This window comes from Moritella dasanensis ArB 0140, assembly GCF_000276805.1.
Classification (GTDB): Bacteria; Pseudomonadota; Gammaproteobacteria; order Enterobacterales; family Moritellaceae; genus Moritella; species Moritella dasanensis.
This window is the reverse complement of the sequence record NZ_AKXQ01000019.1, coordinates 22,992-40,179: the sequence shown is the minus strand read 5'-3', so window position 1 is coordinate 40,179 and position 17,188 is coordinate 22,992. Positions and strand designations below refer to the sequence as shown.

Genomic DNA, 17,188 nt, shown 5'->3' with positions numbered 1-17,188 from the left:
TGAGACTAGAACTGTATTTTTAATGTGCTTGAATAGAACAATATGATTTAGAAAGGGAGGTTATTTCACCACGGTATTAGCGAGTAGTTCCATGAAGGTATCAACAATAATATTTGAGCGTGCACTTTTTCTGGTCACCGCCGAATAACAGCTTTCGATGCGAAATCGCTCCGGTTTTATAGCCCTAATTTTGCCATCTGCCACCCATTGCCGAGCAAAATGGTCAGGTAAGTAACCAATGTAGCGGCCGGTAAGAATCAAAAAAGCGATGCCTTCACGATCTGTGGCACTTGCCATGTTATTAAGTTTTTGCAACGACCGCTTAATTTCAGGTGTCTGTTGATAAGATAACACTACCGCATCAGACTCTGAGATCATCGCGTTGGTCAATTGTTTATCATCAAGATTAAAATACGGATGATCTTTACTGCAATACAGTAGTGATGCCTCTGGATATAACTGCGTGTAATTGAGACCGGGCAATAACCGTAGTTCAGGAACCGCACCGACATGTAACCGACCATCAAGCACATTAATTTCAATTTGATCTGGCGGCATCATCCTAATATTGATCTGAATTTCAGGCCCTAAATCTTTTAACGCCATGAGCGCATTAGTCAGTTTCATGTGCTCGATGGTAACCAGGTTATCGGTAATACCGATATTAAGTTCACCTTTCAGCTGCTGATTAATGCCATTGACCTGAGTTCGAAATGTTTCTAACGCACTAAGCAGTTCGATAATAGACTGATATACCTCTGCGCCTTCTTCCGTCAACGAAAAACCGGTACGGCCACGCTGACAAAGTTTTAAATTAAGTCGCTGTTCAAGATCTGAAATAGCGATACTGATTGCCGGACGACTAATATTTAATTCGACCTCTGCGGCTGAAAAGCCTGCACAATCCACTACGGTTTTAAATATACGTAATATACGCAGATCAATATTGCTGACCTGGCCTGTGAAACCTCGTTTCTTAAAAGTCATACTTCACCAATAGGTAAATAAATATTTAATTAAAATGAATAACGTTTGAATTGATTTAAGTTAGCAGTCGAAAAAGTATCAGTCAATATCTACTCAGGGTAGCCATTAGGCGGATGTGATATCGGACTTATTTCGTTGCGATTTAATTCACAGTCTATATAAGCTGCAGTAATTAAAGCAGTTTTAAAGATGAAGAGGTTAAACGAGGAGTTGTATTAAAACATGAATTAACGCTGGTAAAAATGCGGTTTAACATTGATTAAACCGCACTTATTTCATTGCAAATAATTAACTAAACGAACGCAAAACTTGCGCCTTCGCGGACACCACTCGATGGCCAACGTTGCGTGATCGTTTTACGTTTAGTATAAAAACGTACGCCATCAGGGCCGTAGGCATGTAAGTCACCAAACAATGAGCGTTTCCAACCACCAAAACTATGGTAGGCAACTGGCACAGGTAGCGGCACATTAATACCCACCATACCCACTTGGATATTATCCGAGAAATAACGCGCAGCCTCACCATCACGGGTAAAGATACAAGTACCGTTACCATACTCATGATCGTTAATTAACTGCATCGCCTCTTCCATGGTTTTAACCCGCATGACTTGTAACACGGGCCCAAATATTTCAGCATCGTAACTTTCCATTTCAGGCGTAACACCATCAATTAAAGTGGCACCAACAAAGAAGCCATTCTCATAACCTTTAACCACAGGCTGACGGCCATCAACAACAATTTCAGCGCCCTGATTTTCAGCGCTGGTGATATAGCCTTCTACTTTTTCTTTATGTGCCTGAGTAATGACCGGACCAAAATCATTGCTGGCATTATCATAAGCACCAATACTAAGGTCTTTCATTGCCACCCTCATTTTCTTCACCAACGAATCAGCAGCCTCATCACCGACGGCAACAGCGACCGACAGTGCCATACAGCGTTCACCTGATGAACCAAACGCCGCGCCCAATAATTGATTTACGGCATTATCCATATCTGCATCTGGCATAATGATGGCGTGGTTTTTAGCCCCGCCCAATGCCTGACAACGTTTGCCATTCGCACTGGCGGTACTGTAAATATATTCCGCAATCGGCGTTGAACCAACAAAACTGACAGCTTTAACTCGATCGTCACTTAATAAAGTATCAACGGCTTCTTTATCGCCGTTAACCACATTCATCACACCATCAGGTAATCCCGCTTCTTTTAACAGCTGAGCGATCAATAACGTTGAGCTTGGATCACGTTCCGATGGTTTCAGGATAAAGCAATTACCACAGACAATCGCCAGTGGGAACATCCACATTGGCACCATTGCAGGGAAATTAAATGGCGTAATACCGGCAACAACGCCCAGTGGTTGAAACTCGCTCCATGAATCAATATTAGGGCCGACATTCTTGCTGTGCTCGCCTTTAAGCAACTCAGGTGCACCGCAGGCGTACTCGACGTTTTCGATCCCACGCTGCAATTCACCTGCCGCGTCGTGTGATATCTTACCGTGTTCTTCGCCGATTAATCGACAGATAGCGTCCGCATTTTTTTCTAATAATTCTTTGAAACGAAACATCACCCGCGCACGTTTTATCACAGGGGTATTGCGCCATTGTGGAAAAGCAGCTTCAGCCGCAGAAATAGCTTGTTCAACAGTTTGCTTTGACGCTAAAGCGACTGTCTTTTCTGCGTTGCCAGTCGCTGGATTAAAGACATCTTGAGTACGGTTACTATCACCAACATTCGTGTCTACCATTTCACCATTGATTAAATGACCAATTACGTTATTCATATAAATTCTCCATGCGAGGTTATCAAACCTCATTATCAAATTGTTTAAGCTATTTCGTTAAAAGTCTCGCCGAGGGCGTTAATCAACAAATCTATTTCTTCGCGTTCACTGGTAAATGGCAGACCAAGTTGGATCGTTGCGCCGCCATAACGAACATAGAAACCTTTCTTCCACATTTTCATCGCGATTTGATACGGGCGTAAACCGGCATCGCCCGCTATCGGCGCAATAGTAAAACCAGCGGCTAAACCATAATTACGGATATCAGTAACGTGCTTACAACCTTTGAGGCTATGGACCATTTCCTCAAAATAAGGGCTAATATCTTTAACACGCTCAATTAACTTGTCTTTTTGCAGCAGCTCTAACCCTGCTAGCGCAGCAGCGCAAGCAACAGGGTGTGCCGAATAGGTATAACCATGCGGAAATTCCAACATGTACTCTGGACCGCCGTGCTCCATGAAGGTATCGTAAATTTCTTGTTTGGCGATGACCGCCCCCATCGGAATAGTACCGTTGGTTAACTGCTTAGCTATATTGATAATATCAGGAGTGACACCGAAAGCTTCAGCCCCAGTATTTGCCCCCATGCGACCAAATGCACAAATCACTTCATCAAAAATTAATAGAATATTGTGTTGATCGCAAATTTCACGTAAACGGTTCAAGTAACCTACTGGCGGTGGAATAACGCCAGCAGACCCTGCCATTGGCTCAACGATAACCGCCGCAATATTCGAAGCATCATGTAAAGCCACTAAATCGAGTAAGTCATTGGCAAGCTCACAGCCTGTTTTCGGCTGGCCTTTAACAAAAGTGTTTTCGCTTAACATGGTATGACGTAAATGATCCGCTTCAACCGCTGGTCCATATAACGCACGGTTAGCACCAATACCACCGACAGAGATCCCACCAAAGTTAACACCGTGATAACCCAAGCCGCGACCGATTAACTTAGTCTTAGTGCCCATGCCCTTTTTACGCCAGTAAGCACGTGCCATTTTAAGTGAGGTTTCAACAGCCTCAGAACCCGAACCGGTATAAAAAACGCGGTTTAAGCCTTTAGGCATAAACTCGACAATTTTTTCAGCTAGTTGAAATGCTTTCGGATGCCCAAATTGAAACGCAGGGGCATAATCTAATTGTTTTATTTGTTTACTAACCGCTTCGGTAATTTCCGGGCGGCTATGTCCAGCGCCGCAGCACCAAAGGCCTGACAAACCGTCAAAAATTTTACGACCGTCAGCATCGGTATAATAGTTTCCCTCTGCAGAAACAATTATACGGGGGTCTTTTTTAAACTCACGGTTTCCAGTAAATGCCATCCAGTGGGCATCTAGTTGTGCCTGGCTGATGCCATGCGTCGCTTGGTTGTTCATCTTTCACCTCAGCATATAATAAGAGTTAGACTTAAGAGTCCGACTTAAGATGTTGTTATTATCAACACTCTGTCAGATTAATAAATCTGTAATTATTGAACCTTAGTTAAGTAAAAGGTTAAGTAAAACGTTAAGTAAGTTATTACCTTATCGCGCAGGCTTACACTTGAAATGAATTAAAAACGGCGACCATCGTCAGCGCGATTAACCAGCAGAATCGATGGCGATAATATATTTAAAGCCAACAGTTACGCCGGAGGCATAACGTCATATGGTCAAAAAGGCTGGTAAGTAGACCGAGCTTCAATACTGAGGAACGCTGTAATTGCAATGAAAGGATACAGCCAGGACATGAATAACTAAGAGGAAAAATAGGGTTTAGAAACAACAAAACCCCAGCAGGCTGAGGTTTTATAAATCATATAAACAACATGATAAATGAACGTACTGTAACTAGTGAGAAGTCAGCATATTAAGAATAGACGCATCGACATCGAGAATATAAACACCTTCGCCATAGACCCAACCCCAAGGTTTAAAGTATTGACTGTAAGATATTTTCTTTTGCTCTGTCCCGTCGGTATTAAAGTGATAAAAATAATGCGAGTAGCCGTCATTTTTACGATATATCGCTTCGTTATACAATAACTGATATAACTTAACGCCCTTAATATCACGGTCTTCTTTTACATTTTTATTCAGCATTGCCGCATTGTTAACTGATTCTAACAGTAAATAATCGTCGTTAAACACAAAAATATAATTTTCATTCACTTGGTTTATCTGATGAATTTCGTCGATCGCTTGTTGCTGTGCTTGCTCAAGGTTCAATTCACCGTCAAGGTAATCTTGATAGTAACCCTGGATGATAGTACCGATAAAGTTAATACGGGGTTCCAATGCACATCGGCGTTGATCGATTACATTATTACGGACATACAAAAAATAGCTGGTACTTAACGCGATAAATAAAACAGACAGAGTACCTGCCAGTAATAATAATTTTTTTTCTAGTGATATTGTTTTTAACATTAATTAACTTAATGAACATACACATCCTTATTAGTTCAACCTTCTGTTGCTAATGGACGACGGATCATACAGGACAAAAATATAAACCGAAACAGCAAAAATGGGTATACAACGACATAGCGTAAAACTCTGGATAACAGCATATAACGCTAATTTAATCCGTAAACCTCGCATTAGTGTGGCACTTATTAACTTTTAATTAAAATATTATATAAAGTAATAAAGCTGTCACAGACATTCGCTATTATATCTATCCAATGATCACTTACGGCGAAGAGAATAAATTAAAATGAGCCAACCTCTCTACATTTTTGACCTTGATGAAACGTTAATTAACGCCGACAGCTCAATGCTATGGCATCAATTTTTAGTCGAGAAAGACATCGTCACTGATAGCAATTTTTTAGCTGAGGATAAACGCTTAATGGGCCTTTATGCTGCCGGTGACTTAGATATGCCAGAATACCTTCATTTTGCCATGGCACCACTGGCGAAACTAACTAAAGCGCAAGTCGATAACCTCGTTGATGAATGTGTCGAACAACACATAATGCCAACGCTATTTCCGCAAGCACAGCAATTATTAGCGCAACTTAATCAAGACAATATCACCACGGTATTGATCTCGGCGACAGTGAGTTTTATTGTTAAAAAAGTAGCGATAAAACTCGGTATTGAACATGCGATGGGCATTGATATGCAGGTAGAAGATGGCTGCTATACGGCGAATATTCTCGGTGTTGCTAGTTATCGCGAAGGCAAAGTAATACGATTACAGTCTTGGTTAGCCGAGCAGACTGCGATCTATAGTGATGTTTATTTTTATACCGACTCGATTAACGACTTACCCTTATGCTTATTTAGCCACTATCCACATGTTGTTAACCCTTGTCCGCAATTAGCCGAGCATGCACAAGCACAAAACTGGCCGCAGCTGATTTGGAAATAAACAGTCTGGAAGTAGACATAATTAACCCAACTCAAGGATATAGACATTTGTTGGCAAAATGTCTTTTTCATGGATGAAAAAGCCAAGCTTACAAGGATGTACTTGCAGCGTTTTTGCATAACAATTGTCTTATATCCTGAAGTATATTAACTGAGTATTTATGGGTTAAAACCGTGGATACAGCGCCGCTTTCTTACCCGTCACTTTACCCACCGGGAATGAGAAATAAAGCACCCGTTGTACAACCGAGGCATACTGGCTAAAGAAACTACCGGTGTTATAAGCAATGCCATATTTAGCCGCAATAACTTGCACTTCTTTCGACATTTCAACATAACGATGCGCAGGCACTTCTGGAAATAGATGATGCTCTACCTGACAGCTTAAATGACCGGTTAAAATATGGAACCATTTAGGGCCAGTTAAATTAGCCGAGCCTAAAATTTGACGATAATACCAATGCCCACGCGATTCATTTTCACATTCTTTTTCAGTAAAGGTATACACTTCTGTTGGGAAGTGCCCACAGAAAATAATCGTTGAAGTCCAAAAGTTACGCAGTAAATTAGCCGCTAAATTACCCAGCAATACCATCACAAAAAACGGGCCCGCTAATAATGGGAAGATAACGTAATCTTTGAGAATTTGACGTGTTGATTTGCTATAGAATACTTTCTTTAATTGCTCAACATCAACGTGTGATCCTCGCCCTTCTTTTTTCTTACCAAAGAATACCCGTTCACCAGCCATTTCATGGAATGCGATACCCCATTGAAATAAAGTACTGAGCACAAGATAGGTAACGAACTGCCATGAATTACGCAAGCGCCAAGAGAAATCATCACTTAAGCGTAATAATCCGTAACCAAAATCGCGATCCTTACCGACAATATTGGTGTAAGTATGGTGTTCATAATTATGCACCCGCTTCCACGATTCTGAGCTACAGGCATTATCCCATTCAAACGTTTGCGAATTCAGCGTTGGATCGTTCATCCAATCATATTGACCGTGCAAAACGTTATGGCCAATTTCCATGTTATCTAAGATCTTCGATGCGCTTAATAGCAGCACGCCCACTCCCCAGAAATACAGCGACATAAAACCTAATACCAGACAAATACGTCCCGCAATTTCTAAGCTACGCTGCAGGCGTACAATCTTTTTAATGTAACGTTCATCGGTACTACCAACTTGTTTCATGGCCTTGGCTTTTACGCCATCAAGATCTATTGCCAGTTGTTCTAATTGCTCTTCATTTAACTTTTTACCAAAGTTCTTATTTAATTCTTTATTTAACTCTTTATTTAACTCTGCCATCATCTTATCCCTATAAATTAATCACGACATCAGTCACTGGCACACTAATACAGGCTTGGATATCTTCTTCACCGGTATCTGAATATGTTTTGGTTTGGCTGTTATAAACCACACCACTTACTTTCTTACATTTGCACTCTTGGCAAATGCCGATTCGACAGCCGTATTTAGCTGGTACAGCGTTGTCTTCAGCCAAGGTTAATAATGTTTGTTGATTGACTTCACTCACGACAATATTTTTATTTGTGGTAGTAAATGACACGTTACGCGCAACATTAATGTCAACATTGTTAAAACTCGCGAGACCGAATTGTTCAAGGTGAATAGCGTCTCCAGACAAGCCTATTTCGAGTAATAATGCTTGGGTATTATCCATCATGCTGTTTGGACCACAGATATAAATCGCACTGTTATTCAGATCTGTCGTAATGCCGTGAAGATGCGCTAAAGAACAATGCCCATCACGTTCACTGTGTAATAATTTTAAGCTGAAATTAGCTTGGTCTATTTCTAACGCAACAAGGTCATCGTGTAATACATGCTGCTGAGTACGCGCGTAATACAGCAGGCTGAAATTAATATTCGGATAATCCGCGACATGCGATAACAGCAAACTATGAAACGGGGTAATGCCACTGCCACCAGCAATAAACAGCACTTCTTTTTTAACTTGTTGACTGGCATCTGCCGGTAAACAAGCGTGCAATACAAAATCACCTTTCGCTGGCGAAATCGCTAACAGATCACCTTGAGACACAGCATCAACCAACCAAGGCGTAATACGCCCAGCCGATTGTTTTTTAATGGTTAAGGTAATTGTCTTATCTTGTTGTAACTGCGCTAACGACGATGAAATTGTAAAGGGACGTTTAATATAACGGCCATTTTGCTTTACCTGCAGTTCCACATATTGACCGGGCTGGAAAGTAAACGACTGTGTGTTCACTTTGCCAGTGATCGTTAATGTTAATGAGTACATATCATTATTTTCAGGTGCTATCGCCACCACTGTTGCGGCAAACATTTCACCCATAAGTACGGCAACAGGTTTATTTGAGAATGGTGAAAAGTAAGCCTTGAACGTATCGTTATTAAATAACGTCAATGACAGTTTATTGGTTAGTTCATTAAGCATGTAGCGTTCTCCCTAAAAGTTGAAAACAGCTTACACTTGTACTCTAGAATGATCCATCAGTTTTTATTTTTTAAAATAAATAATTTAAATGTAAAATTTAAATATAAAATACAGCAACTTAAATTAAAAACAAAAATTAACCTGAATACGCATAAGTGAACACTTGTTACCCAAAAGATATAACTTAAATTTAAGTTAACGGTAATATCATTAAATCTAATGCTTACACGCTGGATACTGTCATCTTATTCAGGTATTGTGGCGCGCTCATTAATATTGATAGAAACGATAAAAATACCATGCTGAAAATACTGACAACAATGCCACCTAATTTATTACTGCTACTGGCGATTATCTTTGAGGTGATCGCGACATCTTTATTACCCAAAACTCAGCAATTCAGTCAACCGTTAATCAGTGCGATTGTATTAATTTGCTATGCGCTGGCATTTTTCTTACTGTCTATTACCATAAAATCTGTGCCGATTGGCGTTGCGTATGCAATTTGGTGCGGGGCAGGTATCGTACTTGTCACTATGATTAGCTGGCTGTGGTATGGCCAACAACTCGACTGGGTTGCCATTCTGGGGATAAGTTTAATATTAATTGGCAGCGTCATTATAAATGTATTTTCAACCACCATAACGCACTAATATGGTTTATCAATTTATTTTAAAATAAAAATTTCCCATTAATAAACAGGCATATCTGGTAGTTTCATCATACTGTCATAAACATACATTACTTTAGCCATTTTATGGTTAAGGTTATGTATGCTTCCACCACAACGTTCATTATTAGCTTTCGAAGCCGTATCTCGACTCGGTTCAATAGGCGCTGCATCACGTGAACTTCACGTTACCCAAGCCGCGGTAAGCCAACAGCTAAAAAATCTTGAACAATTCCTTAATTGTACTTTGTTTATTCGTAATCAACGTGGCGTGACATTAACCCAAGCTGCGCAACAGTACTTACCCGTGGTAGCGGGATCACTGCAGCACCTTAAATTACAAACTCAAATATTATTTGGTCAGCAACAAGCTGATGTCTTGCGCATTAAAATAAATACGTCGTTTTGTCACAATTGGTTGATTCCCAAATTAGCTGATTTCACCAATAAATTTACCTTTATTAAATTAGATCTTACGTTAGTGGATTGGCCATCTCGACAACCCTGTAGTGATGCCGATGTTGAAATCACCAATGGCTTTATCGACAGCGAAGACACTCAAGCAATGCGCCTATGCCAAGAGCAATGGATCATGGTGTGCAGCCCAGCATTCAAACAAAAACATTGTGATGCACTGGAAAAAAATGATATTTCGCAGCTGCCAGCCATTCAAGTAAAAGGTTATGAAGAAAGCTGGATGCAATGGTTATGTCATCATGATATCGCGCCTGTCTCACCTAATATTCAACTCGAAATCAGTAACTCACTACATGGTTTAGAAGCCGTAAAACAAGGTATTGGCTTAATGCTTGTGCGCTCGCTAGTAGCCGAAAAAGCGCTACTCTCTGGCGAACTTGTACTAGCGATGGCAGGCAGCATGCCTTCTGATTCAAGCCATTACATCATTACTGCTAATAAGCGCAGCGCCAAAGTAAATTTCTTTTGCGATTGGCTCGACCAACAAGAACGCAGACAACAATATGACCTGAAAAAATAGCCTAAAAAAGAGAGTCATGACGCTAACCCAGTAATATTTTCTAATGCGTAATCGATATAGCCATCAGTTTTTCTTATGCCTGACGATGGAAAATATGATGATGACACAAGCAAATTTGTCACAGTGCAACTCTATGATGTAGCCATACAGCCAAGGACAACATTTATCATGAAAATTAATTCACACATTATGTCGGAAAAACTAAAAGTACTATTATTTATAGCGCCTTTATTGATCCCCCTATTGGCTTTTTGGATCGTGCCATTTGGTTGGAGCATCTACATCAGCTTTACCGACTGGGATTATATTTCCCCAGAATATAGCTACGTCGGTTTTGAAAACTATCAATACATGATTGAAGACAGTTACTTTACTGAGGCGCTTTACAATACCTTCGTATTTTCTCTGGGCGTTGTGATTCCAACGGTAATGCTAGGATTGGGCTTTGCCTTGTTATTGCATAAAAACTTCCGTGGCAGCCAACTTTATCGCGCCGTTATATTTTCGCCTTGGATCACCCCTACTGTTGCAGTATCAATCGTTTGGTCATGGGTGTTTGAAACTAAATCTGGTTTAGTTAATTTGCTGTTAGCTAAAGTAGGCATAGCGCCAATCGCTTGGTTAGAAAGCGGTGATACGGCGATGACCGTGGTGATTGTTGTCACTGTTTGGCAAGCCGTTGGGTGGACTATGTTGTTCTTCATTAGCGCGCTAAACAAAATCCCGACATCGTTATATGAAGCGTCACTCATTGATGGCTGCAGTCCATTAACACGCTTCATAAAAATCACTTTACCGCTGATTTCACCAACCACATTTTTCCTTATTATTGTCAACATGATCAATTCGGTACAAGCCTTTGATCAATTCCAAATATTAACGCAAGGCGGCCCAAGCGGTAGTACCAGAACATTATTATATTTGTTCTATCAGCAAGCATTTGAGCAATACGACATGGGCCCTGCGGCAGCAACATCACTCATCATTTTAGCTATCACCGGCGTATTAACATTGATTAATACCGAGATGGGTAAACGCTGGATATATTATTAAGGAATACACTGATGAGCACTCAATCTATTGATTTACCCTTGGGAAATTACCAAGTTCAGCAGCAACAAGCTGATAAAAAACAAAAACTAGCGAAACCGGCAACACCCGTGAGCACACTATTAAAGTCGGCGAGTAGTTTATTAGTCAAACATAGCTTTTTAAGTTTTGCTGGTTTGATTATGGTGTTCCCATTTGTGTGGATGTTGTCGGGTTCGATGAAATCCAATGATGAAATATTTAGCAACCCATTAAATATTTTTCCAGAACAATTTCGCTGGCAAACATTTGTAGAAACATTTGAAAGTGCGCCGTTTGGTCTGTACATCATGAACAGTTTCACGGTGGCATTTTTCACGACACTGATCGTCATGATTAACTCAGCGATGTTTGCCTATGCCATCACCCAACTTAAATTTAAATCGCGAACAGTGCTCTATTTCATCGTAATGGCGTGCTACATGTTACCCGGCGCGGTGACCTATATTCCGTCTTATATTACCTTAGCTAACTTAGGTTTATTAGATAGCCACACAGGTTTGATTATCTCGAATGCTGCAAGTGTATTCGGGGTGTTTTACCTACGCCAAGTATTTTTAAAAGTGCATCCGTCACTAATTGAAGCTGCGCGAATTGATGGAGCCGGAGAAGTTAAAATTCTTTGGGCAATCGTGCTACCACAATGCAAAGCAGCGCTAGCTACCTTGTTCTTGATTACCTTTATTACTAACTACAACAGTTATATGTGGCCAAGCCTACTTATCACCTCACAAGATCTTAATTTGATTGCGACGGGGATCAGGCAGTTCTTTATTGCCGAAGGTAACTACGGTTTGAACTGGTCACAGATTATGGCAGCAAGCACAATTGCAGTAATGCCACTGTTGATTCTATTCATTATTTGTCAAAAAACAATTTTGTCCGGCATTGCCGATAACGGCGTAAAAGAGTAAATAAACATGAAACTGAAAACATTAGCAATTGTATGTTCTAGCTACGCAGCGGGCGCATTAGCGTTTGCAGGTAGCGCAATGGCGACAACCGAAGTGGACTTTTGGTATTCTGGTGGCTCAAAGCAGCAGCAGTTAATGACCTCTCTGGTATCTGAATTTAACAGTAGCCAACAAGACTATGTGATTAAAAGTGCCTTACAAGGCAATTACGATGAAACCTATCAGAAACTTCAAGCGGGTTTAGCATCAAAGACAGCGCCTGAGTTTGTACTGCTTTATTCTAGCCAAGCAAAAATGATGGTAGCGCGTAATCTGACTCGTGATCTTCGCCCTTACATGGACGACAGCTTTAACTATGCTGATTTCCTTGATGCATTCCGCGATCAGGTAACTGCAGATAATGGCGAGGTTTACGGACTTCCAGCGTATGGCACTACGCAAATATTCTATTACAACAAGCAAGTATTAGCAGACCATGGTTTCACTGCCAAAGACTTAAACACATGGCAAGGCGTAGCAAAAGTATCTGCTGCGGTAACCAAAAAAGATGCCAAAGGCAACACGACATTTTATGGTTGGGAACCAATGTGGGGCGAAGAAAACTTAATTGATGCGGCTTATTCTAATGGCGGAAAAATCATTAGTGATGACGGTAAAACAATTTTAATTAATTCTCCAGAGTGGATAACTGTTTGGAATAGCTTCCGTAAATGGATCCACGAAGATGAAACGATGCGCATTCATCACGGTGGTCAAGGCTGGGAATACTGGTACAAGACGATTGATGATGTAGTTAAAGATCGTGCACTGGGTTATACCGGTTCATCAGGCGATCAAGGTGATCTTGATTTCACTAAACTTGGCGCAACAACGCAACCAGGTTGGGGTAATAACCCTGCAGCACCACAAGCGGGTGCGGTTAGTTTTGTTATGCCAAAAGGCACTGATGATGAAGCTGCACAAGGTGCCTTCGAGTTCATGAAGTTTTACACATCGGCAGAAAATACTGCGCGTTGGTCTATGACCACAGGTTATATCCCGGTACGTGAGAGTGTAAAACAAGTACCGGCATACCAAGCTTACGCAGCTAAAAACCCACAAGCGTTGATCCCATTACTGCAAGCAAGTACGGCAAGTCAGGACTTCTTTGATCCAACTAAAGGCAAGATCACTGATGCACTGTCTATTGCTGCGGATCAGATCTTAATTGAAAATATTCCAGCTGAAAAAGCCCTTAAGCAAGCGGCTAAACGTGCACAGCGCGCACTAGACCGTGCTAATCGCTAAACTTATCTATGTCTTGATATGAAACATAAGTATGAAACATAGATAAAGAAAAATATGACGAATAATTGGTGATGGGTGTTCAGCATTCATCACCAACATAACTAATAACAACAAGGATTAACCATGTTGAATTTTACCGGTGAATTGGTCTTTGGCCATCGAGTTTTGAATTTTAATGTTAGCGCTAATATTAAAACCCTCACCCTAACTGGCACCACAGTTAAAAAAGGCTTTTTATATGCTTACCTGTATGACAGTGAGCAGCAATTACGCGCCAATTTATTATTTCAAAAAACCGATAAAACACTAATCTTAACGCCTGAATCTGCTTCACTTGGCGGTATCGCAGGAAACCTCCCTGCTGGTGATTGGCAATTACACCTATATAACCTTGAAGGTGAAAATCGCACACCAAAGGCAATGCATTATGCTATTAATATTGATACTGAATACAGCACCAACACACAATTACTCGAGACACCGACTCAAGCCTGCTTGCTTGCCAATCCAGGTTCACCATTAGATCACAGCATTCATTTTGATTACCACCACAGTAAAAATAATAATGCAGCTTGGTATCGCGGTGATTTACACGCTCATACCTTATTATCCGATGGTCACAATACCCTTGCTGCAGCGGCGCAAATAGCCGAGCAACAAGCTCTCGATTTCTTTTTTATTACCGAACACAATATTTGTCATCCTGCATTGCCCGTTACCGACAAAACATTAATCTTACCTGCGATTGAGATCACCACAGACCAAGGACATTTTAATGTTCACGGCCCTCGCCGTATGCTCAACATGTTCAACGCCGCTTATTCAAGTGCAGCACTGATCGAACAAGGTCTTGGTTTAGTTGCCAACGATGAAGGCAATATCAGTATTAACCACCCAATGATGAAACCATGGCATTGGCATTATCAAAATATTCAATTAGATAAAGTAAATACCTTGGAAATTTGTTGTGATCCAACATGGCCTACCTCACCGAAAGCCACTGAAGGCGCATTAATTCTACTCACGCAGCTATGGAATTGTGGTCATCGTATCGCAGGCGTTGGCGGCAGTGATTCGCACCTAGCACCCCATGAACGTAACGCGAATGCAACGGAACCGTCCATTTATGGCGATCCAAGTACTTTTGTGCATGCCGATACACTGTCGGGTAACGGTATTTTACAAGGCCTACGTCAAGGACATGTTTATCTAGAACGTCAATGTGGTTTGGATTTTCAAATTAATAATGGCACGGTATTACCGGGTCAAGATGTCGGTAACAAGGTTATCGATTATCGCCTGGCAGTCACAGATAAACGCACTGCATATTATGCCGAATGTATCGCCGATGGCGAAGTGATAAGCCGTATAAAAATAACCGATGAAGACACTCATTTCCAAGTTGATATGAGCAACTATGCTTGGCTACGTATTGATATTCGTCGCGGCACTTTTCTTAATAACAGTTATGACAACGACACTGCTGAATTTGAAGGGCTAATAAACCCGATTTATAACGCGACCAAAACTATCTTTAGCCACCCTCTGGTAAATATCTGGGGCGAATTAATGGAAGAGACAAATACCCATGGAAATTAAAGGATTACTATTCGACAAAGATGGCACCTTGCTCGAGTTTCATCAGATGTGGCTACAAGTAGCCAAAGGCGCAGCTGCTGATACCCTTAACGCTTACCCAGCTGAAAGTAGCTGCGATGATGATAAAACCAACGTAGATATTACAGCTTTGTTGGCTGCCATTGGTGTGCACGGTGACTATGTTGATAATCATGGATTGCTGGCTTCCAACCCTGTCGAGGACACGGCTGAGGCTTGGTATCAATTACTGCACTTAAGCAGTGATAAAAGCCAATTCAGCCAGACCGTGAAAAAACTGTTCAATAAACAGGTTGAAGATAATCCAGCCTTAATCCAAGCCTTACCTGAGGTTAAAGACAAATTAATAGATCTAAAAGCCCAAGGCTTCAAATTGGGTATTGCCACAGCGGATAGTAAAGACGCCACTCTCTATAGCTTAATACAGACGCAATTACACGATTTGTTCGACTTTGTTGGTTATTCCGATGGCGATATTGCGCCGAAACCAGCACCAGCATTATTGAATGCTTTTTGCCAGGTCTGCGATCTAGCACCAGAGCAAGTGATCATGTTTGGCGATACCGTTTCTGATATGAAATTTGGCCGTAATGCAGGCGCGAGCACCATCGGTGTTTTAACTGGCACAGCAACCGAAAACGAATTAAAGCCTTATGCAGATATTGTCCTGTATTCAGTTGCTGACTTTAATACTGATTTGTTGATGACAATTAATCAGCGCTAATAGCGGCTAATCATTATCACGAATAATTACCACAAATAATACGGAAATCATAATGGCTGAAGTAATATTACGTCAGGTAGAAAAAGTTTATCCAAATGGATTTAAAGCTGTTCACGGTATCGATCTTACGATCCATGAAGGTGAGTTTATGGTCTTTGTTGGTCCGTCGGGCTGTGCAAAATCGACCACATTACGCATGATCGCGGGATTAGAAGACATCAGTGATGGCCAGATCATGATCGGCAATAAGTGCGTTAATAATTTACCGCCTAAAGATCGCGGTATCTCCATGGTTTTTCAAAACTATGCCCTCTACCCGCACATGTCAGTATATGAAAATATGGCGTTTGGTTTAAAGCAGCAAAAAATCAATAAACGCGAAATAGAACGTCGTATTAGTGATGCAGCTGAAACATTAGAAATCACCCACTTATTAGCCAGTAAACCGGGTGAAATGTCAGGTGGTCAACGCCAGCGAGTGGCCTTAGGCCGAGCGATGGTACGTAAACCAGATGTGTTTTTATTTGATGAACCCTTATCTAATTTAGATGCTAAATTACGTGTATCTACCCGTATCAGTATTGCCCAACTTCACCATGATTTAAAAGCCGAAGGCCAAAATGCGACGATGATTTATGTCACCCATGATCAGGTTGAAGCGATGACACTCGGTGATCGTATTTGCGTGCTTGATCAAGGCAAAATCATGCAAGTCGATACACCGATGAACTTGTATCATTCACCAGCAAATAAATTTGTTGCAGGCTTTATTGGTTCTCCGGCAATGAACTTACTGCGCGCAACAGTAAACCAAGAAAATGATGCCACTTACATCCAATTAGATAATGGGGCTAAATTTTTATTACCAAGCGAAAAAGCGGAAAAAGTGACGGGGAAAATCGGTCAACAAGTTTGGTTTGGATTACGCCCAGAGCACATATCTCTCGTTGCGCCATCGACAGAAGCAGCGACAGCCCAAGAACAAAATATTGAACTCACTTACATCAAAGTAGTGGAGTCGATGGGTAATGAAATGTATCTCTATTGCGCATTGGGACAAGAGCAGATCATTGCGCGTTGTCATTTTGATCCAAAGATCAATATTCAGCATAGTGAAAGTCACTATATGCATTTTGATATGTCGCATTGCCACTTGTTTGACATTGATACTGAGATGGCACTCGTTAATTAACGCATTATTCATAACATACCAGCTAAAAAAAAGAGCAATACGGCTGCCGTATTGCTCTTTTTTATTACACCGAATTTCTTACGTTATATTTATTATACCAA

General features: G+C 41.0%; 15 protein-coding genes. 9 read left to right on the top strand and 6 right to left on the bottom strand.

What is annotated here, in order from left to right:
- Positions 1-60: 60 nt before the first annotated feature.
- The 4 genes from A923_RS0115335 to A923_RS0115320 all read right to left on the bottom strand — a co-directional run bounded on the left by A923_RS0115335 (position 61) and on the right by A923_RS0115320 (position 5,193).
- Entirely contained in the window at positions 61-987 is a 927-nt protein-coding gene (locus tag A923_RS0115335; protein ID WP_017222564.1) for a LysR family transcriptional regulator, read from the bottom strand.
- 292 nt (positions 988-1,279) lie between these two features.
- On the bottom strand, positions 1,280-2,782 hold the full coding sequence (locus A923_RS0115330) for a CoA-acylating methylmalonate-semialdehyde dehydrogenase (protein ID WP_017222563.1): 1,503 nt from the start codon (positions 2,780-2,782) through the stop codon (positions 1,280-1,282).
- 44 nt (positions 2,783-2,826) lie between these two features.
- A complete protein-coding gene (aptA, locus tag A923_RS0115325; protein WP_017222562.1) occupies positions 2,827-4,161 on the bottom strand; it encodes an omega-aminotransferase AptA in 1,335 nt (444 codons plus the stop codon).
- A gap of 453 nt (positions 4,162-4,614) precedes the next feature.
- Positions 4,615-5,193 carry a cache domain-containing protein gene (locus A923_RS0115320; protein WP_017222561.1) on the bottom strand — a complete coding sequence of 193 codons (579 nt, stop codon included), beginning with the start codon at positions 5,191-5,193 and terminating at the stop codon, positions 4,615-4,617.
- Between the two features lie 289 nt (positions 5,194-5,482).
- Here A923_RS0115320 and A923_RS0115315 point away from each other — a divergent pair, with 289 nt between their 5' ends.
- Positions 5,483-6,142, top strand: coding sequence for an HAD family hydrolase (locus tag A923_RS0115315; RefSeq protein ID WP_017222560.1), 660 nt, complete (start codon positions 5,483-5,485; stop codon positions 6,140-6,142).
- A gap of 165 nt (positions 6,143-6,307) precedes the next feature.
- On the opposite strand, the gene A923_RS0115310 is transcribed toward A923_RS0115315, so the two are convergent.
- Both A923_RS0115310 and A923_RS0115305 read right to left on the bottom strand, forming a co-directional pair.
- Positions 6,308-7,462, bottom strand: coding sequence for a fatty acid desaturase family protein (locus A923_RS0115310; protein WP_017222559.1), 1,155 nt, complete (start codon positions 7,460-7,462; stop codon positions 6,308-6,310).
- A 10-nt stretch (positions 7,463-7,472) separates the two neighbouring features.
- Positions 7,473-8,597, bottom strand: coding sequence for a ferredoxin reductase (locus A923_RS0115305; protein ID WP_017222558.1), 1,125 nt, complete (start codon positions 8,595-8,597; stop codon positions 7,473-7,475).
- 299 nt (positions 8,598-8,896) lie between these two features.
- Between A923_RS0115305 and A923_RS0115300 the strand changes: the two genes are divergently transcribed.
- The 8 genes from A923_RS0115300 to A923_RS0115265 all read left to right on the top strand — a co-directional run bounded on the left by A923_RS0115300 (position 8,897) and on the right by A923_RS0115265 (position 17,087).
- A complete protein-coding gene (locus A923_RS0115300) occupies positions 8,897-9,250 on the top strand; it encodes a DMT family transporter (RefSeq protein WP_017222557.1) in 354 nt (117 codons plus the stop codon).
- A 120-nt stretch (positions 9,251-9,370) separates the two neighbouring features.
- Entirely contained in the window at positions 9,371-10,264 is an 894-nt protein-coding gene (locus A923_RS0115295) for a LysR substrate-binding domain-containing protein (protein ID WP_017222556.1), read from the top strand.
- A gap of 168 nt (positions 10,265-10,432) precedes the next feature.
- Entirely contained in the window at positions 10,433-11,317 is an 885-nt protein-coding gene (locus A923_RS0115290) for a carbohydrate ABC transporter permease (protein WP_017222555.1), read from the top strand.
- Between the two features lie 11 nt (positions 11,318-11,328).
- Complete coding sequence (locus A923_RS0115285) at positions 11,329-12,267, top strand: carbohydrate ABC transporter permease (RefSeq protein WP_017222554.1); 939 nt, start codon at positions 11,329-11,331, stop codon at positions 12,265-12,267.
- A 6-nt stretch (positions 12,268-12,273) separates the two neighbouring features.
- Complete coding sequence (locus tag A923_RS0115280; RefSeq protein WP_017222553.1) at positions 12,274-13,554, top strand: extracellular solute-binding protein; 1,281 nt, start codon at positions 12,274-12,276, stop codon at positions 13,552-13,554.
- Between the two features lie 123 nt (positions 13,555-13,677).
- Complete coding sequence (locus A923_RS0115275) at positions 13,678-15,153, top strand: CehA/McbA family metallohydrolase (RefSeq protein ID WP_017222552.1); 1,476 nt, start codon at positions 13,678-13,680, stop codon at positions 15,151-15,153.
- On the top strand, positions 15,143-15,895 hold the full coding sequence (locus A923_RS0115270; RefSeq protein WP_017222551.1) for an HAD family hydrolase: 753 nt from the start codon (positions 15,143-15,145) through the stop codon (positions 15,893-15,895). Before A923_RS0115275 ends, A923_RS0115270 begins: the two co-directional genes overlap by 11 nt.
- A gap of 52 nt (positions 15,896-15,947) precedes the next feature.
- Positions 15,948-17,087 (top strand): ABC transporter ATP-binding protein, encoded by a 1,140-nt coding sequence (locus A923_RS0115265; RefSeq protein ID WP_017222550.1) that lies wholly within the window; start codon positions 15,948-15,950, stop codon positions 17,085-17,087.
- Positions 17,088-17,188: the final 101 nt, after the last annotated feature.